Consider the following 20659-nt stretch of genomic DNA (forward strand, 5'->3'; position numbering starts at 1 on the left):
TGTGAAAGTATTCTGCGGAGAGTTCTTCTTAATGATTCTAGGTGAAAATTTAGAACTCGTGTTCATTGAGTCCATATGTTGCCCCATTTGATGCAACTTTTCACTGTGTAAGGGTTCTTATACGCGAGCTGTGGGATCTTCTCCTGCGGAGAACGAATCCCAGGTGTCGATTTCGTCGAGGTCTTCATGTTCGGTGCGGACAGCACGCTCGTATTTACGACGCACGGGCCAGGATCGGGACACATAGGCTGTCCACAGGGCGTTGATGAAAAGGACTACCGCCATACAAAGTGCAAGCCAGGGCCAGAACGTCACCGTGAAGTCGCTGCTGGAATCTGCCATACCGGTAGCGTTGCCCACCTCTGTGAGGGTTGCTGAGCCAGGATCCTGCGCTACCGAGAAAATGGATAGAATCATACCCAATCCAGCCAGCGCCATAATGGCACTGATTGCCCACCGTAGCTTGGGCCCTGCAATCCGGATAGCAACTGAGGCAGCTAGCGATACCAAGGCTAACGAACTTACCGCCGGGGCGGCGTCAGATCCAGCAACTTCAATAGTGGGTGAGCTCAGAGTATTCTTTACGTGAACGATGACCCAGGTGGGCAACGTGGTCCCAAAAGCAATGGCGGCAGCACCCAGGGAAATCAGCATCACTGTTCCAGGGCGTGTCATAGATGAAGACAATTAGCTCTCCTTCGAAAGGCGGTTGAGAGAGGTATCTAGGGGTTCTAGCCCCGAAGCGGTGAGCACTGCTCGCAGAGGTGCAGCCGATTTATTGACGGTTTCCAGTGCTTCTGAAGCAGGGTCAGAATCCATCACGATACCAGCGCCCGCTTGTACATACGCTTTATTTCCTTTGAGGAGCGCGGTGCGTATAGCAATGGCCATATCCATGTTTCCCGCAAAATCAAAATAGCCGCACACTCCCCCGTAAATACCGCGTGCTACTGGCTCATATTCGTCCAGAAGTTGCATGGCACGAGGCTTAGGAGCCCCCGAAAGCGTACCAGCGGGGAAAGCCACCCTTAGCACATCATAGGCAGACATCCCCTCACGCAGGGAAGCGGTGACGGTCGAAGAGATATGCATGATGTGGCTAAAACGTTCAATCTCCATGAACTGCGAAACGCTCACCGTACCGGGTACAGCAATACGGGAAATATCGTTACGCGCCAAATCGATGAGCATCAGGTGCTCAGAACGTTCTTTTTCATCTGCCAGCAATTCCTCAGCCAGTGCCCGGTCGTGGACGTCGTCGACCCCTCGCGGGCGCGAACCAGCAATGGGGTGAGTAGTTGCTACACCGTCTTTGAGCGTCACTAACGCTTCAGGAGACGACCCCACAATATGGAAGGGCTCTCCCTGATGGTCCTCTAAATTGAACAGATACATATAAGGTGAGGGGTTGCTTTGGCGCAGAATGCGATAAACATCCAACGCTTTCGCTTTGTTCTCAGCCTCAAAACGACGGGACACCACAATTTGGAAGACATCGCCATCAAGAATATTTTTCTTCGATTTATCTATAGCGGCTAAAAAGCCTTGCTCGTCCCAGCTATGAATAACCTCAGTCCGGGTTTTCTCTTCTACAGACTCTGTGCCGTGCAAAGTCGAAACGGTAGTAGTTGCCAGAGGACTCGCTAGTTTCTCCAGCATCGCTTCGATACGCTCGACGGCGTCTGCGTAAGCTTCATCAACGTTGGAATCGGTGCCGTTGAAATTCACCGCGTTGGCAACTAAAGTCACGGTGCCATCGGTGTTGTCGTGAATCGCCATATCGCTCACGAGATTGAGCGCAAACTCAGGCAGGTTAACATCGTCCTGGGGCCTGTGAGGTAGTTTCTCCCAGTGGCGGGCAACATCCCAGCCCATATAACCGACTAAACCGCTAGTCAGCGGCGGTAAGCCCTCAAATTTTTCCGTATGCAAGATTTCCAATGTCTTGCGAATGGCTTCCACAGGATCACCATCTACCGGTGCCCCTGCAGGAGTTTCTCCTTGCCAGAGCACTTCACCCTCGCGAGTCGTTAGAGTAGCCCGGGAGCTAGCCCCAATGAAAGAATACCGGGACCACCTGGCATCCTCCGCCGCAGATTCCAGCAAAAAAGTACCGGCAGGTGCCCACCCCTCTCGCTCAACGAGCGCCCGATAAATCCCAATAGGAGTGAGCGAATCCGCCAAAATGGTGGTGTGTACGGGAATAACCCTGCGGGTCCGCGCAAGTTCGCGAAATTCTTCGAGATCAAGCGAAATGTTGCCTAAATCCTGCACAGTGAAAAGTCCTTAGAAAAACGTGCTTTGCATGCCATCTTAGTCGATAGGTCAAAATACCTCGGCGGCAAAGGAATCCCGTGATTTTACTCTGAAGGTTCGACCGGGCGGTTGCCGACGGCGGCGGGCAGCTCTCCCCCTGCTTCAAAACAGGTCCTGGAACCGGTATGGCAGGCGGCTCCTACCTGATCGACCTGAATAAGCAGGGCGTCGCCGTCGCAATCTAGCTGTACCTTCTTCACAAGCTGAAAATGCCCTGAAGTATCGCCCTTACACCAAAATTCCTGCCGCGAACGAGACCAAAAAGTAACCCGCCCTTCAGCCAACGTCCGCCGCAATGCTTCGTCGTTCATCCACCCCAGCATAAGAACTTCTGCGGTGTCATGCTGCTGAATAATTGCAGCAAACAATCCGTTCTCATCCCGTTTGAGCCGAGCGGCAATGTGAGGGTCGAGATCTCTAGATTCAGAAAGTTTTTCGCTCATTTTCATCCTTCAGATGTTCAGGCGGGCGGGAAACAGTGAAAGAATCATTATATGACTCAGCAAACACTAACCCCAGCCCAAATCATCCGCGAAGAACGCACCGCCTTGGTTCAGACACTACGCCAAGCACAGCCGACCGACCCCACCCTGTGTGAAGGCTGGCAGTGCCGCCACCTGCTGGCACACCTCGTGCTGCGCGAAACCGAATTCCTAACCGCCGCAGGAATCGTGGTGCCGTTCCTCAGTGAGCGCACTACCAAGGTGACCAACTATCGCGCAGAAAGCCTGATTGAGCGAGAAGCCTACGATCGTGCACTCGACCGCTTTGAAAATCTCGACGGCTACCTCAAAATGCGCAAACTCGCCACCAAGGTAGACCGCAAACTCAACCTCATCGAATACTTTGTGCATATCGAAGACGTACGCCGTGCGCGTCCTGAGTGGAAAGCCCGCGTATTGAACCACGAAACTCAGCAGGCTATCTGGGAGGATGTGCGCTCGCGCGCCAAGATGATGGCGGCAAAGAACTTCCCACACGGTCTGATTGTGGAAGCCCCCGGCTTTGTCGATGGATACTTTACAGTGATTGAGCCGAAGGAAAACATCCCTGCAACAATTCTCACCGGTGAGCCGGGTGAATTGGCGTTGTACCTCTTCGGACGTGAAGACCACGCAAAGGTAGAACTTTCCTAACTCACATATTGAGGCAGTTTGTACCAGATGATGTGCACTGTACCGGGGAAAATTCTGGTACGGTGCACGCCATCTGGTACAAACGGTTCAAGCACTAGTCAGCAACTTTGAGTTCTGTAAAAATCGCCCGATGGTCTCCATTGTCTAAGACAATAGTTTCAAATCGTTCTACAGAAATTCCTGAGCTCACCAGAATATGATCGATGGGTGCTGATGCTGCCGACGGCCACGACGTCGGCCAAGTGCCCCGCTCCTGCCGGGCAAGCTGTGCGGCGTCATGAAGGTTTTCCAGGTCAGCCATTTCCCCGTGTCTCATCGTGGCGTTGAAGTCTCCTACCACGATGGTGGACTGGGTATCATTTATCTGCCGGTCGAACTCGCCCACGAGCCCTAAATCATTACGCCAATTACTCATCAGCGCAGGTAAAGGCGGCGCGGTATGCACGCCCAGAATGGTCAGTGGATTCGCTGTTTTAGACTCTAGACGAACGCTACCAAAGGACAGTGAAATACCGGGCTTTTGCTCGAAATTCCCTGCGGATGAACGCACAAAAATTGTAGTGGGGGCTACCGCCTCAGAATACAATCCACCAAAATCTTGAGTCCGCGGTTCAAACAGGGTTCCAGTAAGGCCAGCTCCTTGGGTCGCAGTGGAGACGGTGGAAACGCCACCTTCTGGAAAAACATAGACATCTGCGTGAAAGGCATCATCAAGGTGGCGAAGGTTCTCGGCATTGACGGTGTCCTGGCTATTAAACGAAACAATTTTAAGTGTTCTAGTCGATACCATATCGGCGGCAGCAACCTGCCCGCTCGTCCCTTGAGGAAATGCCACCAGATAGACACCCAACCCCGCCCACACCAGCAAAAAGATAAAACCCCACGTCAGTTTTTTAGAATTGTCTTCTGGACGCCGGATACATATTTGCGCCAAAACTATGCAAGCCACCATGACCAAAAGTACAAGACCTGCGATGCGACTGAAAGCCAGTACTTGGGCAAACCCAAGCCGGACACTCATCCACCGCGAGAACCCAAGCGCCGGGCACAGCACAACCACCGCTACTGCCGCTGTAATCAACCAGAGTAAAACCCTAATAAGGGTTTTCCGCTGCCGGGAGCGGTGCTTCTTAACGAACCTCGAACCCAGCTGCACGGATGGCATCTTTCACCTCAGCAATGGACACTTCCCCGAAGTGGAAGATAGACGCCGCCAGCACCGCATCAGCTCCTGCCTCAATAGCAGCAGGAAAATGCTCAGGTGCACCTGCCCCGCCGGAAGCAATCAGCGGTAGAGACGCCGCGGCGCGGACAGCGCGAATCATCTCCACATCAAAACCGGCTTTGGTGCCATCAGCGTCGATAGAATTCAGCAATATCTCGCCCACCCCGCGTTTCTGCGCTTCTTCCACCCATTCAACGGCATCTAATCCTGCAGAATTTCTTCCACCATGGGTAGTAACTTCAAAGCCTGAAGGCATCTGTGCATTACGCCGAGCATCCACCGATAGCACCAAAACCTGTGAACCGAAACGCTCCACGATTTCGTTGATCACATCGGGCCGGGCGATAGCAGCTGTGTTGATAGATGCTTTGTCGGCACCGGTGCGAAGTAGCTGAGCGACATCGTCAGCTGTTCGCACTCCACCACCGACGGTCAGCGGAATAAAGACCGTTTCGGCAGTTTGAGCTACTACATCAAAAGTAGTTTCACGGTCAGTGCTAGAAGCAGTGACGTCGAGAAAGGTCAGCTCATCTGCCCCCGCCTCGTTGTATTTCTTCCCCAGTTCTACCGGGTCCCCGGCATCACGCAATCCCTCGAAATTTACACCTTTGACTACTCGTCCGTTATCGACGTCCAAACAGGGAATAACACGAATTGCAACACCCATGATGACTCCTAAAGTCGAGCAGCTTGAATGGGCGAGACCAAGATAGCGCGAGCGCCAATCTCGTAGAGCTCATCCATAATTTTGTTGACGGCAGTTCGCGGAACCATGGAGCGAACAGCCACCCAGCCGTCGCGTTCCAGCGGCGAAATGGTAGGCGCTTCGAGCCCAGGAGTAATGGCGGTAGCGCGGGGCAGTAAAGCCTGGTCGATGTCGTAGTCCATCAGGACATACTGGCGGGCAATCAAAACGCCACGCAGGCGGCGTGCCAACTTATCTAATCCGCTCCTATCTTCAACACCAGCGCGTTTGATGAGCAAAGCCTCGCTCTTCATCAGAGCTTCCCCAAAGGGTTCTAGCCCCGCAGCACGCATAGTATTGCCGGTTTCTACGACGTCGGCGATGGCGTCGGCTACTCCCAGTCGGATGGAGGATTCGATGGCGCCATCCAAACGAGTCACTGCGGCATCAATGTTATTTTCCTGCAGATAACGACGCACCAGCTTGGAATAAGAGGTTGCAATCCGTTTGCCGTTGAGCTGCTCGATTGAAGTGAATTTACCTTTTGGACCAGCGAAGTGAAAAGTTGAACGCGCAAAATCTAACCCCATCACCTCTTGGGCAGGTGCTTCAGAATCCTGCAATAAATCGCGACCGGTGATGCCGACGTCGAGCGTTCCTTTACCCACATACACTGCGATATCGCGGGGGCGAAGGTAGAAGAACTCGACGTCGTTCTCGGCATCGGCAATAACCAACTCGCGCGAATCACGGCGCTGAAGATAGCCAGATTCTTTGAGCATTTGAGTGGCAGCTTCAGAGAGGGCGCCTTTATTGGGTACAGCTACACGCAACATGATGAAATCCTAGAATTTAGAGGTACTTATAGATATCTTCGGGAGTCAGTCCCTTGGCGATCATCATGACCTGCAAATGATAAATCAGTTGCGAGGCTTCCTCTGCGAATTCGGCGTCGGATTGAAATTCTGCAGCCATCCATACTTCTGCAGCTTCTTCTACAATCTTCTTGCCAATCCCGTGCACGCCGGAATCCAGTTCGGCAACGGTACCTGAACCTTCGGGGCGTTCTGAGGCTTTATCGGTGAGCTCTGCAAAAAGCGAATCAAATGTTTTCACTCTTCTACTGTATGTGATGAAGAGCTCTCGGTTAAAGGAAACCCCGCATTTTTCTCAGATGCAAAACACGGGAATTTTTCTTATTTATGAATAGAACGGCTAAACGGTCTGCTAAAGACGGGCAAAATAACGTCTTGGGCATTTCGTTCTTCCACCATGATTTTGTTGAACACTTTTCCCGGGTATCTGTGGGTAAATTGCCGTTTACGAATAGCCCACATGGATTCAGAGACAATCATCTGACCTGTAGTTCCGCCCACTGAGAGACAGTAGAAAAGGACCAGTGCTTCTTTAAGGATGCTGAAAGAATCCGGCTCGTTGTACAGCGAGCCCAGCATGCCCTGGTAAAGCATCATCCCCGGAATCAGCGGCAGAAGAGCCAGCATCATAATGGCGTTGGAAGTGAGATGGATTTGTTTGGAGATAAGTACTCCTACTGCCCCCACACAAATTGATGCCACGGTGGTAGCGGTGAAAGGGCTAAAGGGCAAAACATTGCCAATGACGAAGTGCAACAGCGTGGCACCCAATCCTAAACCGCCCAGTATGAGCAGGCGCAAATTCCTCCCACCGCTTGCCAAAGAAAAGCCAGCGGTGACCAGCGCCGCGCCCACCATTTGCTTCAGCAGCGGGGTGGTCTCTGAACTGAGTGGTTGCAAGTAAGTGAAATCTTCGTTCAAGAAATGATTCATCAATCCCATGCATACAGCCACACCGGAGACCAGGCCGGCTGTGGACATAGTTGCCTCAACCATACGTCCAGTAGCTGAAAGGTACCAGCCCATCATGGCATCCTGAGTTGCTCCGTAGACAGCAATTCCAGCAAGCTGCCCCGCAAGAGCTGAAACGATGCAAACAGCCACAGAATCAGCTGAAGTAATAAGGCAATAGATAGTTGCAATAAAAACAGCGATAAAACCGGCCAACGCATACCTAAAAATCCCAGGTACGCGAGATCGATCCAACGTGTTGAAGCTGATGGATACAAAGAGGGCAGTAATAGCAGCGCCCACCATGGTCAAAGTCTGTGCATTCAGAAGCAGGCTAAAGCCTCCGCCCAAAATTCCAAACCCCAGAGTAACCGCTAGGTTGGAAGGCTCAGACTGACGGTCGATTCTGCGCTCCAGCTCCTGATGGGCCTCTTCAAGAGTCAGCCGCTTGAGCAAGTAATCAGCGACTATTTCTTCTGTGGTGCTTCGCCATCCGATATTAAGAACGCCTGGGGCTATTTCGTGCATATCGGTATAAGGTATGCCGTCGATTCCATCTGTGTCACTGACCGAAAGCTGCCCCAGAGTCACGCTCACCGTAACGTTCTGTTTGCCTTCAGCTTGGGCAATGGCAAGAAGAGTTCTCGTGGTGGACGCCGAGCTCGCACCACTGCGAATCAAGGAGTCCCCCACGAGAATCATAAAGTCGTAGATTCGGTGTTGGGTGGTCATTGAATTGACCATACTAGGCAACTCGTTGTTAACAATCTTTATCGACCCGTACTTTGAGCGAACTTTTCAGCCCACATGAACCGCCGTCCGCAATTAGGATAGGTTTTTCAAAAGTAAGGCAGTCTCTAGAGCAGCTGCGGTTGCTTCATATCCCTTATCTTCTGAGGAGCCTTCCAGTCCGGCGCGCTCTAGCGCTTGTTGTTCATTGTCGCATGTCAGCACTCCAAAGCCCACAGGAGTTTTGGAGTTGACTGATACCTGAGTGAGGCCTTGTGTTGCTGATTGGCATACATAATCAAAGTGCGGAGTTCCGCCGCGAATTACCACGCCTAGAGCCACAACGGCGTCGTGTGATTCTGCTAGCTGAGCTGCTGCCACTGAGAGTTCGAAAGTGCCTGGGACCCGTACCAGCGTAGGGTTCTTGATACCGGCATCGGCAGTTGCGCGCTGTCCACCGGCAACTAAACCATCCATCACGGTGGTATGCCAAGACGCCGCAATAATGGCAACTTTTAAATCTTTCATGGTTTCTGGATTCAAGGTGGTGGGTGCTGCGCCTGCGCCGCTCATGGTGTGTCCTTCTGATGGTGGGATGGAGTGAGCAAATGGTTCATCCGCTCACGTTTAGTTTCTAAGTAGGTATGGTTTTCGGGGCGGGGTTCAATTTCATCAGAGATCAAACCGCTGATTCTGATTCCCAATTCTAAAAGTGCTTGTTTCTTAGCGGGATTATTGCTGATGAGCTGAATAGTGTCCAGTCCCAACGCTCGGAGAATCACGGCAGTCTGCCGGTAGTCTCGTTGGTCTGCTGCGAGTCCTTGGGCAAGGTTGGCATCGACGGTATCAAGACCCTCACTCTGCAGACTATAGGCGCGGAGCTTATTTACTAGACCTATCCCTCGTCCTTCATGTTGCCGGACGTAAATCAGGTAACCGCCTCGTTCTTGAATGATGCGAAGACCCTGAGCTAGCTGCGCACCGCAGTCGCAGCGAAAAGACCCGAAGATATCACCGGTGGCACATTCTGAATGAATACGAACGGCGGGACCGAATAATCGCGCATCGTTTTTATCTCCAGAAACAGTTCTAGGGTTTCCCTCCGCATCAACTGCTTGGAGGGAAAGATGCTCGCTGCCGTCGGCAAACTGCCATGCCATCATCTTAAAGTGACCGTGCGCTGTAGGAACGCAGACTGCGGGGCTCTGCGCTATCAGGCGGGGCTTAACTACAGGAGTCAGCTCTTTCGAATCCGGCTGCTCAATCTTTCGCGTTTGTTGGTATTCGTTCATCGATTCCCCTGAACATACTGCGCTAAATCTTCAATCGAAATCATAGGCAGGTTATGTTCGGTGGCGAAAGTTCGCAGAGCATCAAATCGCATCATCGACCCATCGTCATGAACTAATTCGGCGATGACGCCTACACCCGATAGCCCTGCTAGGGTACACAGTTCCACTGCAGCTTCAGTGTGTCCGGGGCGTTCGTTGACGCCGCCGTCCACAGCACGTAAGGGGAAGATATGCCCGGGGCGGGTCAATGACGCCGCTCCAGACTGTGCATCAGCTAAGATACGCGCGGTCAGTGCCCGGTCGGCAGCAGAAATCCCGGTGGAAATTCCATCTGCCGCATCACAGGAAACGGTGTATGCGGTTCCCTTGGGGTCCTGATTGTGGGCAAGCATTGGAGGAAGATTCAGCTTATCGGCGCGCGCACCGGGCAATGGCGTGCAAATTACCCCGGACGTATAGCGGATGGTGAATCCCATGAGCTCGGAAGTAGCATGTTCTGCGGCGAAGATAATATCGCCTTCGTTCTCGCGGTTCTCATCGTCCACTACAACCACAGCGCGACCGTTGGCAATCGCGTCCACCGCTTCGTTCACCGTATTGAGATGGATACGATTCTGGTACTGCTCGGCAAGTTCAGGTTGAACGGTGATTCCGGCGGTAAAAGTAGAGAATTCCAGGAGGCGCTGAACGTATTTGGCGAGCGCATCGGTTTCAAGGTTGACCGTGTCACCTACCTGGATTTCCCCTAAAACAGTAGCTTCGAGGGTAGCTGGAATGAGGCCGACTTCAAACCAACTATGATCGGCGGAGGCTGGGGAAACGGCGGTGACAGTCAACGAAGTGCCGTTGACAGCAATAGAACCTTTTTCGGTCAGGTGAGCAGCTAAGCGGGTAGGAATATCAAAGCGAATCGTTCGCCAGCTTTCATGCTCGGTGACGGCAGCCACGGTGCCTACCCCGTCCACATGTCCCTGCACTACGTGGCCATCAAACCTGCCGCCCGCTGGCATGCAGCGTTCCAAATTTACGCGAGTACCAGGTTGCATCTTCCCTAAGTTGGTGCGTGCGAGCGTTTCACCCATCACGTCAGCGACGAAGATGCCCGGCTGCACGTTCTCCGTGCGTGTAGCGGTGAGGCACACTCCGTTGACTGCCAGCGATCCACCGTGTTCCAGATCGTCGACAATCTCACCTGCTTGAATAGTAATCACCGCAGATTCTTGGTCCCCGACAGAGTTCACAGCGGGTTCGATTTTTTCTACTGAGCCAACGGCTCCGATGATACCTGTAAACATAGTTTTCTCTTCTTTCAAATACTTAGTGAGCACCCGGCGCTAGATGCACTCGGAGGTCATCCCCCAAGCGAGTGAGCGCCGGAGTCATACCTAAATCATCCAGTTCCCAGCGGCGCACCTGCGCCAGAGTCTCAATGCCCAAATCGGGAATGGCGCTCTTGCCTGTACCTAGAATTTTGGGGGCTTGATACCAAAAGATTTCGTCCACCGCATCAGCGTCTAAAAAGGCCGAAATAATGGTGGGTCCACCTTCAATCAACAGGTGCTTGACGCCGCGTCGTTGCAGTTCGGCCAGCACGACGCGCGGGTTCCGAGTCGCTATATGCAGAAAGTTTTCTGGTTGCCCATCGGCGGTCTTATCATCCAGCTTCCGCTCCCCCATCACCACGCGCAGTGGCTGATGGGGCAGGTTGTTCCCTTGTGCATCTCTGGCGGTCAGACGGGGCTGGTCATCAAAGAACGTCTGAGTTCCCACCACGATGGCATCAACACGAGCACGAATTGAATGGCCGTCTAATCGCGCCTCAGCCCCCGTAATCCATTGGCTGCTGCCATCTGCTGCCGCAATATAGCCGTCAAGAGTTGAAGCGATTTTGGCGCTTACCCAGGGGCGAGCGGAGGATGTCGTGTCAAACCATCGGCGGTTTAGTTTCTGCGCTGCTGTACTCAGCAACCCCGATTCAACGTTCACTCCACGGGATGCAAGATACTGTGCCCCGCCTGAGGCTTGGCTGGTTCTGTCTGCTTCTGAAAACGTCACCGATGCAATACCAGCATCTGCAATAGCGTGGGAGCAGGGACCGGTTCTACCGGTGTGGTTGCAAGGTTCTAGTGTCACAAACATGTGCGCACCGGTCACGTCGATTCCCCGGTCACGGGCGTTAGCCAGGGCATCGGCTTCTGCATGTGCGGTGCCTGCTCCGCGGTGCCATCCTGCGGTGAGGAACCGCCCCTCGGCGTCGCATATAACAGCGCCCACTAGTGGGTTTGCCCCGCGCACCCCCTGGGATGCCGCTTCTAAAGCCAGGCTCATAGCTGAGTTTTCACTCAAATAAGTTCCGTGCTTGGGTAAATGCAAGAGCTTAGCGTTCATGGGATGCTTCTACGGTATTGACAGTGGGGTCAGGAAAATTAGTCTCTACTTCAACGCGCGCCATTTCTCGGTTTCGAGTACGCCACCACACGAAGAAGCCGGTCAACGTAAAGATTCCGTAGAACACGTACATCAGCGCGGTCGCATAGTAACCGGCAGACCATAGCAAAGGTACACCCACCAAATCTACGGCTACCCAAATGAGCCAGAATTCGACCCAGCCTCGCGCCATGCCGTAGGTCGCCAGCAATGACCCCATGAAAATCCATGCGTCTGACCACACGGGCTCGTAAGAACCGAGTGCTCGGAAAACAGGTGTCAAAAGACCGGTGCCCGCTATCATTGCTAAGATGAGAAACAGACGTTCTTTGCCGCTAGCCCAGTGGGGAACGACGGCAGAGCCGCCTTGATTCTTTGAAGCCTTCCACCGGTACCAGCCCCAGATTGAAACGGCAATAAACATGATTTGCCTGCCCGCTTGACCGAGCATATTGATGGCGTGGGGGGACCCAAAAACAGAGCCCAAAAAGACGGTGAAAAGAAGCGCATTCCCGGCGATTCCTACTGGCCACGCCCACACTTTACGTCTCATACCACCTAGCGCGCTGGCTAGACCGAATACATTTCCGAGGACTTCGCGCACCAACAGTGATTGATCGCCAATCTGCCACTGAGCGTCGAAGAGCCACCGCAGAAATTCCATTGTTTCCCTTTCGCGGAGGCTCCGGGGAGAACAAAGCGTTTTCATGCGTGGACGCCCGTAGGAGCCCAAATCGGCACTCAAAGAACTCCTCCGGCTGGTGCCGGGGCGGGTTCTTAGAACGTTTTGTTCGTGCTACCTTCCATCCAGACTGTACTGTCGGTCTAGGAATTTCACCTAGCAGGCTCACGCTTGCGCGTAAGTTAGCGGACTATCACCGCCGGTTCGGAATTTCACCGGGTCCCGGAGCACGATTTTTAGTTGTGCTTTGATTATGGCACAGAGATTTATTTGCCCCAAGTAGGTGTACTCTTGGCAGGACTTGTCAGGGGCGCTCATCTGGGAAAGGCGTTCCGGGCAGGTGACTTCCGACAGATTCCTCCGAGGAGGACGGCGCGGCCAAACGGTTGGCTCGTTCCTGGGCTAATTTGACCGCTCGGTAGTTCACCTTGGCTCGCAATGCATCTCTTCGGAAACCGTTTTGCTGGAATGTATCGAGGGCTGCTTTGGCGTGCAAAACAGCCGAATCAAGGGCGTCGGCTTCAAATTCCACCGCTGCTAAGCCCTCTAAACACGAACCGATTTCCCAGGGGCTGTTCATTGCTTGGAACGCTTCAAGAGCTTCGGCGTAGAGCAGACGCGCGGCGTCCATATTTTTTTCGACTTTTTCCAGGTAGGCAAGCTGCATGAGCCCCGTTGCACGAGAATGTTCTGAAGCTCCCGATTCAACTTTGCTGAAATTATCCAGTGCCTGTAAAAAGAGGGTGCGGGCAGATCCAAATTGGTTGTCTCTTGCATTGAGGTTAGCGGCCAAAAGTGCGTTATCGCCAGCTCTCTCCCAATTTTTGAGAGAAATAAAGTCCTCTGCTGCCTGAGCGAATGACTGCCTTGCTTGCTCGGCGCGGTCACAGGACATATAGAGCGACCCAAGGTTCTGACGTTGTTCAGCAACCTGCTCAGCATGCCCCAGTCGGATGAAAGCATCCAAGGCTTCTTCGGCAAAAGGCATCGCAAACTCGTGCATGCCGTTATTACCATAGGCTGCAGCTATAGCTGAGGCCGCCATGGCTTCGCCCTCTGATTCTAGGACGGCGCGGAATTGTTTGAGGGAAGATTCGAAGACTGCGATAGCACCGGGGAAATCTTGCAGTTCAAAGAGCCGCCGTCCCTTCTCGAAAGACTCCCATGCATGCCCCAGCGGCGTATGGGCGGCACGTTTGATGGGGCGCTGGTGCACGGTGTTGCCTTTCTTCATGAGGAGAAATTTTTTATCTTAGTTAAGTCAGAGCATTCGCGGAACGATTGGTTGCTCGATCAAACTTTATCCTGGGCAGAACTAGGAGTGGGGGTGCTCTGCAGCCTGGCGCAATGCCGCAATAGCGGCTGAGGGATCCTCAGCACCATAGACCGAAGAACCAGCCACGAAAACGTTTGCACCCGCCTCAGCAGCGCGAACAATAGTTTCTTCGGTGATTCCGCCGTCCACCTGAATGGCAAGTGGGGTGGGCGAATCCTTCAGTGCTACGGCAGCACGGCGGATTTTAGGCAGGGTAACGTCAAGGAACTTCTGGCCGCCAAAACCGGGTTCAACGGTCATAATCAGCAGCATGTCGAGCTCACTCAGTATATCCAAATACGGTTCGACGGGCGTGGCGGGGCGAAGCGCCATCCCCGCCTTAGCTCCTGCCTCGCGCAAAGTACGGGCTAGCTTGATGGGAGCAATCGCAGCCTCCGCATGGAAAGTCACCGACTCGCATCCAATTTCTGCGTACTGTGGTGCCCAGCGGTCGACGTCCTCAATCATCAAATGAACGTCAAAAGGAACAGGTGAGACCTCGCGTAGTCGCTTAACCACCGGCGGACCCCAGGTGAGGTTGGGAACAAAGTGGTTGTCCATCACGTCAATATGAGCGGCATCAGCGGTGCTAATCGCCTCTAATTCAGCCTGCAGGTTAGCAAAATCAGCACTTAAAATAGAGGGGTTGATATGGCAACTCATGGTCATTCCGCCTTCACACTTCAGTGGGTCAGTAGCTACTATTCCACTCTATTGCAAAAGCCTCCCAGCATAAACTGAGAGGCTTGAGTATATATGGATTTATTTCTTCTGGAACAGTGCAAAGAACATAGCATCCGTACCGTGAATATGCGGCCACAGCTGGGCTGTAGTCTGCGATGGATGCCTCTCATCGAGCACATGCGCTGGGTCTAGCTCCCCTGCCAGTACAGAATTACCTGCAGAATCTTTCAACGCCGCGTTGCGCAGTGCTGCTGCCGAATCAAGAAGTTCAACCTCACCGGATTTGAGAATATCCAGCACAATGTTCTGGGTCTCTGCCATGTGGGGTGAGCAAGTAACATACGCAATCAAACCCCCGGGGCGAGTCTGCGCTGCCGCAGCATCAAAAAGCTCTTTTTGCAAGGTGAGCAACTCGGCGATATCGCGCGGAGTTTTACGCCACCGTGCCTCGGGACGACGCCGCAACGCGCCCAGACCTGAACAGGGTACATCTACCATGACGCGGTCAAAGAGCTGACCGGGGTGCATGCCCGATGGCAACAACGACTGTTTTTCTACCGTACTAGAAATCTTCCGACCATCGCCGGTCACAACCTTATAGCTACCCTGGGTCAACGGCTTGAGGGAGGATTCAACCAGCTTTGCCCTGTGTTTTGCTGACTCATTAGCGAGCAATTGAGCACCACGGTCAGCGCCGAGCGCACCCAACAGTGCTGCTTTACCACCGGGTCCTGCACACAGATCAAGCCATGCACGGTCAGTGCCCTCCAAAGGCGCATCCGCTAGTGCACGCGCGACCAACTGAGATCCGGCATCCTGGGCACGCACTGTTCCCTCACGCACAGATTCTAGGCGACCCAAATCACCCGATGAGTACAACGCAGAGCCTTGCACCAAGGTACCCTCTTCAGCGCCTTTATCAAGTGCCTCATCCAAAGAACCTAAACCAGGTAAAGCCACCAAGTTCACCACAGGAGCGGCATTATCGGCGTCCAATAGAGCACCGATTTCTTCAGGGTTACGACCATGAGCCGCCAGCGCCTGCCGGAAGGCGCGAACTACCCAGGCAGGGTGGGACTTGGACAGCGCTAAACGAGTGTATTCGTCCTTGGCATCCGCCTGAATGATGTCCTGCCATTCTTCGGGAGATCGCTCAGAGACTCGACGCAACACTGCGTTGATAAACCCTGCCGGGCCAGAACCAATCTCCGCGCGTGCCAGCGCCACAGTGGAGTTCAACGCCGCGTGGGAGGGAACGCGCATCGAGAGAATCTGATGAGCACCCATGCGCAGCGCCGTCATAATCTGCTTGCCGGTCTTCTCTAGAGGGCGGTCTACGCAGTGCGCCAAAATCGCATCATAGGTGCCCTGGTGGCGTAACGTACCGTAGCAAAGTTCGGTAGCGAATCCGGCGTCGCGGTGGTCTAGATGATTTGCCCGAATAGTCTTGGGGAGCACTAGGTTGGCGTAGGAATCGTCCATGACCACAGCGTTAATCACCTGATATGCAGTCAAACGGGCGGGATCGCTAGAACGACGGCGAGCCGAAGGTGCCGACTCGGAGAACTCACGGGAGAACTGCGCCTTACGGTTGCGTTCTCGACCCTTATCGTTCCGTCGAGTTTCTCCGCCGCCACCGCGTTTGGTACGTCCCGCGCCGGCTGGATTGAAGCTATCGTTGCGGTCATCGCGACGGTTAGCTCCGCTTCGCCCCTGCCCCGCACGGTTGTGTCCTGCGGCTCCGCCCGATTGACCGTCTGAACGACGCCCGCCGAAGTTTGATTGGCTCATGACAACACTACTTTCTGCTCTGCTACTGCAGATCCTAGACCTCGTGCCCAGTCAGCTGCGTTCATCATTTTTTTACCTGCAGGTTGCACCTTGATGAGTTCCACCGTGCCATCGCTTACGGTCACCACAGGCTTCTTATTCACCAGGTGCACGGTTCCCACAGGACCGGCAGGTGTGGCATCGGAGAGAGCGAGCTCCCCCACTTTGAAGCGGGCATCGTTGAAAGTACACCAGGCGCCAGGTTCGGGGGTCACTCCCCTATAGCGCGCTAAAATGTCGGCTTTCGGCAGATTCCAATCCAGGCGTCCATCGTCCAATGACAGCTTGGTAGCATGGGTAGGGTCGCCGCTCTGCGGTATCCCTTCACTTCCTGCCTCAATATCGGCAAAGGCCTCGTTCAAGAGCGAGCCACCGCTGCGGGCAAGACGCAGCAGAATCTCACCTGCGGTGTCAGTAGGACCAACACCGGTTGATTCTTCGCGAAAAACGGGACCAGTATCGAGTCCGCGCTCAATCCGAAAAACATTCGAAAAAATTTCGCTCTCCCCCGCCATCAGAGCACGCTGCACCGGTGCCGCACCGCGCCATTGAGGCAACGATGAGAAATGCAGGTTAATCCAGCCGTGAGGCAATAAATCCAAAGCCGACGGCGGCAAAATAGCACCAAACGCCACTACAGCAGCAATATCTGCCTGAAGTTTCTTAACTTCTTCAGCAACCTCTTTCGACCACTGATTAGCCTTAATAACTGGCAGCTCAAGCTCTTCGCCGCGCTGCGCTACAGCTGAGGGAGTAAGAACGCGTTTGCGACCCTGAGGAGCATCCTCACGAGTCAGAACACCCACCACTTCATGGTCGGTTTCCATCAGAGCGTTGAGAGTTTCAACGGCAAGATCAGGAGTGCCTGCAAATAGAACCTTAAATGCCATCAGCGTTTTCCCCCTCCAAATGCAGACCCAGAAGGCACAACGCCCGCCCCAAATGCAGAAGAAACTGCACTCGCGCGCTCGCTGTGCACAGCCGCAGACACATTTTCAAAATCTGCCTTGCGGATAGCACGCATAGCTTCTTTACGTTCTTCGCCCACCAAACGGTCGATAAAGAGGGTGCCGTATAGATGATCCGTCTCATGCTGGAGCATACGGGCAAAAAGACCCTCACCTTCAAGCACAAGGGGCTTGTTGTCGGCGTCTACCCCGGTGACTCTCGCCCAATTTTTTCGTGGGGTATCGGAGGAAATACCGGGAACCGAGAGGCAACCTTCGCCGCCTTCTTGGTCTTCATCGCCGGTCTCCAGTACAGGGTTAATGATGTAGCCTTCTCGACCGTCAATATTTCCGAATGTAAAAATTTTCTTATTGATTCCGATTTGCGGTCCCGCCAGTCCCACGCCATTGACCTCATACATGGTCTCTAGCATGTCGACAATCAACTTCTTTAAATCGTCGTCAAAAACAGTGATTTCTTCACACTCACTGCGCAGAACGGGATCGCCCACGGTCCGTACGGTCAAAATCGCCATGAATCTTCTTTCGTGCAGGGAAAACATTTGGAGGTTTTTCTCTTACCAGTGTAGAGAAATTAGGCTTTCTTTTCGTCTAAAGACGGCTCGGCCTCATTGAGAGGAGGAGGGATCACCGGCATCAGCACTTCACACTCTTCTTCAGCCAAAGTCTTGTTATAGTCCCACACCCGCTTGAGAGCACAGAACTTATACCAGTTATTTTCCAGAACTCTCGGGTTAGCTTGTTGCGCCACGACCTCGGTCTCGCCGAGGGCAACACCCATCAGAATAGGAGCTTGTCCGTGTTTCCAGTCTTCCCATTGCCCGGCCTCTGCATCGACCAAAGATTTCTCAGCCTTCAACCCGGCAACAAGCTGCATCACTACTTTGTGATCTAGCGACTTTACTCGTCCTTTGCGATCTGTTCCTTTAGTTTTGTAATCAATAATGCAGGTGTGTCCGGCAATGTCCGCAACCAAATCAAGCGTTCCTGCATAACCCACAGTGTCGTTCCAGATGGTCACTTCGGTGGCTAGTGGAGTGGGTCGAAACTGATCCCACCATTCGTCAAAGCGGTCTGCGTAGGCTTGTTCGCCAAGGCTCACCAGAATTTCACGCATTTCGTCAGCTTCATGGGGTTCACCCATTGCCCGCAACGCAACATTTTCTGCGTAGTTATGAACGCGGTCGCCACGCGCAGCGGCGTCGTCCCTAAATCGTTCACTGGCATTGGCTGCATCCCGGATGATCGCAAATTTTAGACCGGGAGAGGACGACGCCCGATAGGACCGGTGATCCTCTAGAGCCGCTTTAGCAGCCATGTATCCGTGCCAGCCGCCCAGATCCATAGCCTGCTGGCTGATTACCGTGGTAATAGAAGGAACTTCCAGCTCTCCCCCCACAATGCGTGCGTACATTCGACCGAAGCCGGTGTTTGAGGCTAGCCGTGGTGATGTCATATTGCACCTTCACTTCTGCTCGCACGTGCGGGCGGGGTTAGAAATCTACGTGTCTGAAGAGTTCTGCTCCAGTATTCTGGGATAAAAATAAAGGGCTTCCGATGGTTCGGAAGCCCTTCTTTGGAGCGGTTGACGAGACTCGAACTCGCGACATCCACCTTGGCAAGGTGGTGCTCTACCAACTGAGCTACAACCGCGCAACGAAGAAATACTATACACAGCTTTTTAAAACCCTGCAAATTGAAAAGGATGATTCTAAGGGGATCTCGCTGCGATATGCAACACACTGATAAGTTCACCTCGCAGGGTGCGCAGGATTGGGCAGTCACTTTTAGAACTCTTAGTGTTAAACACAAAACCCAGCTGAAAAATTCAGCTGGGCTTAGTTTGTGCGCGATACTGGGATCGAACCAGTGACCTCTTCCGTGTCAGGGAAGCGCGCTACCGCTGCGCCAATCGCGCATAAACAATATGAAAATATTGTCTGCGAGGTGAGGACGGGATTTGAACCCGCGTACACGGCTTTGCAGGCCGCTGCCTAACCACTCGACCACCTCACCGTGCCTTGCATGAAGCCAGGGCCTGTGCTTCTTACTAGAAACAGCATGCGAGCGGTTGACGAGACTCGAACTCGCGACATCCACCTTGGCAAGGTGGTGCTCTACCAACTGAGCTACAACCGCATATGTCACCTTTTCAGGATGGTCACTTGGAGAATTTCTTCAACTCGTTGACCTGACAGGTAAATACTTTACACAGTTTATCCGCCGCTGCCAAATCGACACAACGCCTCTCAAAAATCCGGAGAAACTCACGGATTTCCACCGTATTGAAGGGCACCAACACCCCTGCGAGCCCCCAATATTTTATATGGAGTATCTCACAGAGATGCTCTTTTTATTTACGCGCGTTCACCCGTTGCAGCTTCTCGGGCTAGTGCGGTGAGCCGTGATACCGCACGGAAATACTTCTTTTGATACCCCCCGGCCATCATCTCTTCGGTAAAGACCTGGTCAAACGGAACGCCTGAGGAAACGATAGGAAGATCACGGTCATAGAGCCGGTCAGCAAGGACAACAAAGCGGAGGGCAATATCCTGTCGGGTAATAGGCTCAACGTTCTTCCAGCAAATACCGTCCAAGTCAGCAACGAGCTGGCGGTAGCGAGAGGGGTGAACCTGGGAAAGGTGTTCCACGACGTTGGCAAAATTATCTACTGCAATGCGGGAGTTAGCGGGAAATTTTTCTTCTACAGTTGCTTCCTCGGTGCCTGGGACAACCGGGTTGGGAGCTTTTTCTAGACCGCGGTGACGGTAGTCTTCACCGTCAACGCGCAATACATCGAATTGATCCGCTAATACCTGAATTTCTCGCTTGAAATCCTGGGCGGCAAAACGTCCCTCCCCCAGTGCGCCGGGCAAGGTGTTTGAGGTTGCCACCAAGCGCACTCCTGCGTCGGAAAGCTCTCGCATTAGGCGGGACATCAAAACGGTGTCGCCGGGATCGTCGAGTTCAAATTCATCAATACAGACCAGCTTGTATTTGCTCAGTGCATCAACCGTATTGCGGAATCCCATGGCGCCTACCAGATTGGTGTATTCCACAAAGGTACCGAAGGCTTTGGGGCCATCCGCAGCATGCCATAGGGACGCCAGAAGGTGAGTTTTACCGACGCCGAACCCACCGTCCAAATACACACCCTGCGCAGCCGCTGGATTTTTGCTTCCGCCACCAAAAAGTTTGGAGAAGAAGCCGCCCGAACCCTGTGGGCTCTGCCCCATGCTTGCCGCAAACTTTTTCAAAGCCTCAACGGCAGCGGACTGAGAAGGTTGCTGTGGATCTGGTCGATAGGTCTCAAACGACACCTCACCAAATCGTTCAGAGGGGCGGAACCCTGCGAGCAATTCTTCAGGTGAAACCTGCGGACGTCGTTCGGTGAGATGTTCAAAAGTAACCACGAGTGTGCTTTCTAGCCGGTACAAATTTCACACGTGCTATTCATCAGCAGTGTGACTGTCTTGATATCTCAGTCTAGTGAACACCGCGAGTGTTTCCTCTATTTCGGGCTAGAGGTTGCCTTAGCCTTTAC

The 20659-nt window shown here is 53.4% G+C and carries 21 protein-coding genes, 4 tRNA genes and 1 riboswitch; of the genes, 1 reads left to right on the forward strand and 24 read right to left on the reverse strand.

Annotated elements, in window-relative coordinates:
* Positions 1–117: 117 nt before the first annotated feature.
* The 3 genes from IDM48_RS06755 to hisI form a co-directional block, all read right to left on the reverse strand.
* The gene (locus IDM48_RS06755) at positions 118–687 is read right to left on the reverse strand and encodes a Trp biosynthesis-associated membrane protein (RefSeq protein ID WP_083147369.1); all 570 of its coding nucleotides are present in this window, start codon (positions 685–687) and stop codon (positions 118–120) included.
* A complete protein-coding gene (locus IDM48_RS06760) occupies positions 688–2274 on the reverse strand; it encodes an anthranilate synthase component I (RefSeq protein ID WP_190616625.1) in 1587 nt (528 codons plus the stop codon).
* 86 nt (positions 2275–2360) lie between these two features.
* Positions 2361–2759 (reverse strand): phosphoribosyl-AMP cyclohydrolase, encoded by a 399-nt coding sequence (gene hisI / locus IDM48_RS06765; RefSeq protein WP_190616627.1) that lies wholly within the window; start codon positions 2757–2759, stop codon positions 2361–2363.
* Positions 2760–2810: 51 nt separating this feature from the next.
* On the opposite strand from hisI, the gene IDM48_RS06770 reads away from it, so the two are divergent.
* Entirely contained in the window at positions 2811–3452 is a 642-nt protein-coding gene (locus IDM48_RS06770) for a TIGR03085 family metal-binding protein (RefSeq protein WP_151146668.1), read from the forward strand.
* 94 nt (positions 3453–3546) lie between these two features.
* Here IDM48_RS06770 and IDM48_RS06775 read toward each other — a convergent pair whose 3' ends face one another.
* The 21 genes from IDM48_RS06775 to zapE form a co-directional block, all read right to left on the reverse strand.
* On the reverse strand, positions 3547–4617 hold the full coding sequence (locus IDM48_RS06775; protein WP_190616629.1) for an endonuclease/exonuclease/phosphatase family protein: 1071 nt from the start codon (positions 4615–4617) through the stop codon (positions 3547–3549).
* Entirely contained in the window at positions 4583–5344 is a 762-nt protein-coding gene (hisF, locus tag IDM48_RS06780; protein ID WP_068173028.1) for an imidazole glycerol phosphate synthase subunit HisF, read from the reverse strand. Before hisF ends, IDM48_RS06775 begins: the two co-directional genes overlap by 35 nt.
* A gap of 8 nt (positions 5345–5352) precedes the next feature.
* Entirely contained in the window at positions 5353–6198 is an 846-nt protein-coding gene (hisG, locus tag IDM48_RS06785) for an ATP phosphoribosyltransferase (protein ID WP_190616631.1), read from the reverse strand.
* 16 nt (positions 6199–6214) lie between these two features.
* Positions 6215–6478, reverse strand: a complete 264-nt coding sequence (locus tag IDM48_RS06790) for a phosphoribosyl-ATP diphosphatase (protein ID WP_068173034.1) — start codon at positions 6476–6478, stop codon at positions 6215–6217.
* 80 nt (positions 6479–6558) lie between these two features.
* Entirely contained in the window at positions 6559–7920 is a 1362-nt protein-coding gene (locus IDM48_RS06795) for a threonine/serine exporter family protein (protein WP_190616633.1), read from the reverse strand.
* Positions 7921–8013: 93 nt separating this feature from the next.
* The gene (gene ribH / locus IDM48_RS06800; protein WP_068173035.1) at positions 8014–8490 is read right to left on the reverse strand and encodes a 6,7-dimethyl-8-ribityllumazine synthase; all 477 of its coding nucleotides are present in this window, start codon (positions 8488–8490) and stop codon (positions 8014–8016) included.
* Positions 8487–9209 (reverse strand): GTP cyclohydrolase II, encoded by a 723-nt coding sequence (locus IDM48_RS06805; protein ID WP_151146680.1) that lies wholly within the window; start codon positions 9207–9209, stop codon positions 8487–8489. Before IDM48_RS06805 ends, ribH begins: the two co-directional genes overlap by 4 nt.
* Positions 9206–10504: a 3,4-dihydroxy-2-butanone-4-phosphate synthase gene (gene ribB, locus IDM48_RS06810; RefSeq protein WP_190616635.1), complete on the reverse strand. Its 1299-nt coding sequence runs from the start codon at positions 10502–10504 to the stop codon at positions 9206–9208. The genes IDM48_RS06805 and ribB overlap by 4 nt, the downstream gene beginning before the upstream one ends.
* Before the next feature lie 22 nt (positions 10505–10526).
* Positions 10527–11597: a bifunctional diaminohydroxyphosphoribosylaminopyrimidine deaminase/5-amino-6-(5-phosphoribosylamino)uracil reductase RibD gene (gene ribD, locus IDM48_RS06815; RefSeq protein ID WP_145174446.1), complete on the reverse strand. Its 1071-nt coding sequence runs from the start codon at positions 11595–11597 to the stop codon at positions 10527–10529.
* A complete protein-coding gene (pnuC, locus tag IDM48_RS06820; protein ID WP_068173040.1) occupies positions 11587–12300 on the reverse strand; it encodes a nicotinamide riboside transporter PnuC in 714 nt (237 codons plus the stop codon). Before pnuC ends, ribD begins: the two co-directional genes overlap by 11 nt.
* A 126-nt stretch (positions 12301–12426) precedes the next feature.
* Positions 12427–12552, reverse strand: a riboswitch (FMN riboswitch).
* A 70-nt stretch (positions 12553–12622) separates the two neighbouring features.
* Positions 12623–13552, reverse strand: a complete 930-nt coding sequence (locus tag IDM48_RS06825; RefSeq protein WP_145174440.1) for a hypothetical protein — start codon at positions 13550–13552, stop codon at positions 12623–12625.
* Positions 13553–13633: 81 nt separating this feature from the next.
* The gene (gene rpe, locus IDM48_RS06830) at positions 13634–14296 is read right to left on the reverse strand and encodes a ribulose-phosphate 3-epimerase (RefSeq protein ID WP_145174437.1); all 663 of its coding nucleotides are present in this window, start codon (positions 14294–14296) and stop codon (positions 13634–13636) included.
* A 99-nt stretch (positions 14297–14395) separates the two neighbouring features.
* Positions 14396–16108 (reverse strand): RsmB/NOP family class I SAM-dependent RNA methyltransferase, encoded by a 1713-nt coding sequence (locus IDM48_RS06835; protein ID WP_190616637.1) that lies wholly within the window; start codon positions 16106–16108, stop codon positions 14396–14398.
* A complete protein-coding gene (fmt, locus tag IDM48_RS06840; protein WP_190616639.1) occupies positions 16105–17037 on the reverse strand; it encodes a methionyl-tRNA formyltransferase in 933 nt (310 codons plus the stop codon). Before fmt ends, IDM48_RS06835 begins: the two co-directional genes overlap by 4 nt.
* The gene (def, locus tag IDM48_RS06845; protein ID WP_190616640.1) at positions 17037–17630 is read right to left on the reverse strand and encodes a peptide deformylase; all 594 of its coding nucleotides are present in this window, start codon (positions 17628–17630) and stop codon (positions 17037–17039) included. Before def ends, fmt begins: the two co-directional genes overlap by 1 nt.
* Positions 17631–17689: 59 nt before the next feature.
* A complete protein-coding gene (locus IDM48_RS06850; RefSeq protein ID WP_190616642.1) occupies positions 17690–18571 on the reverse strand; it encodes a cytochrome in 882 nt (293 codons plus the stop codon).
* Between the two features lie 121 nt (positions 18572–18692).
* Positions 18693–18768 (reverse strand) — tRNA-Gly (locus IDM48_RS06855).
* Between the two features lie 193 nt (positions 18769–18961).
* A tRNA-Val gene (locus IDM48_RS06860) sits at positions 18962–19033 on the reverse strand.
* Between the two features lie 27 nt (positions 19034–19060).
* A tRNA-Cys gene (locus tag IDM48_RS06865) sits at positions 19061–19131 on the reverse strand.
* A gap of 50 nt (positions 19132–19181) precedes the next feature.
* Positions 19182–19254: transfer RNA gene (locus tag IDM48_RS06870), tRNA-Gly, on the reverse strand.
* Between the two features lie 218 nt (positions 19255–19472).
* A complete protein-coding gene (zapE, locus tag IDM48_RS06875; protein ID WP_238397921.1) occupies positions 19473–20528 on the reverse strand; it encodes a cell division protein ZapE in 1056 nt (351 codons plus the stop codon).
* Positions 20529–20659: the final 131 nt, after the last annotated feature.

The organism is Rothia amarae, assembly GCF_014705945.2.
Taxonomy (GTDB): Bacteria; Actinomycetota; Actinomycetes; order Actinomycetales; family Micrococcaceae; genus Rothia; species Rothia amarae.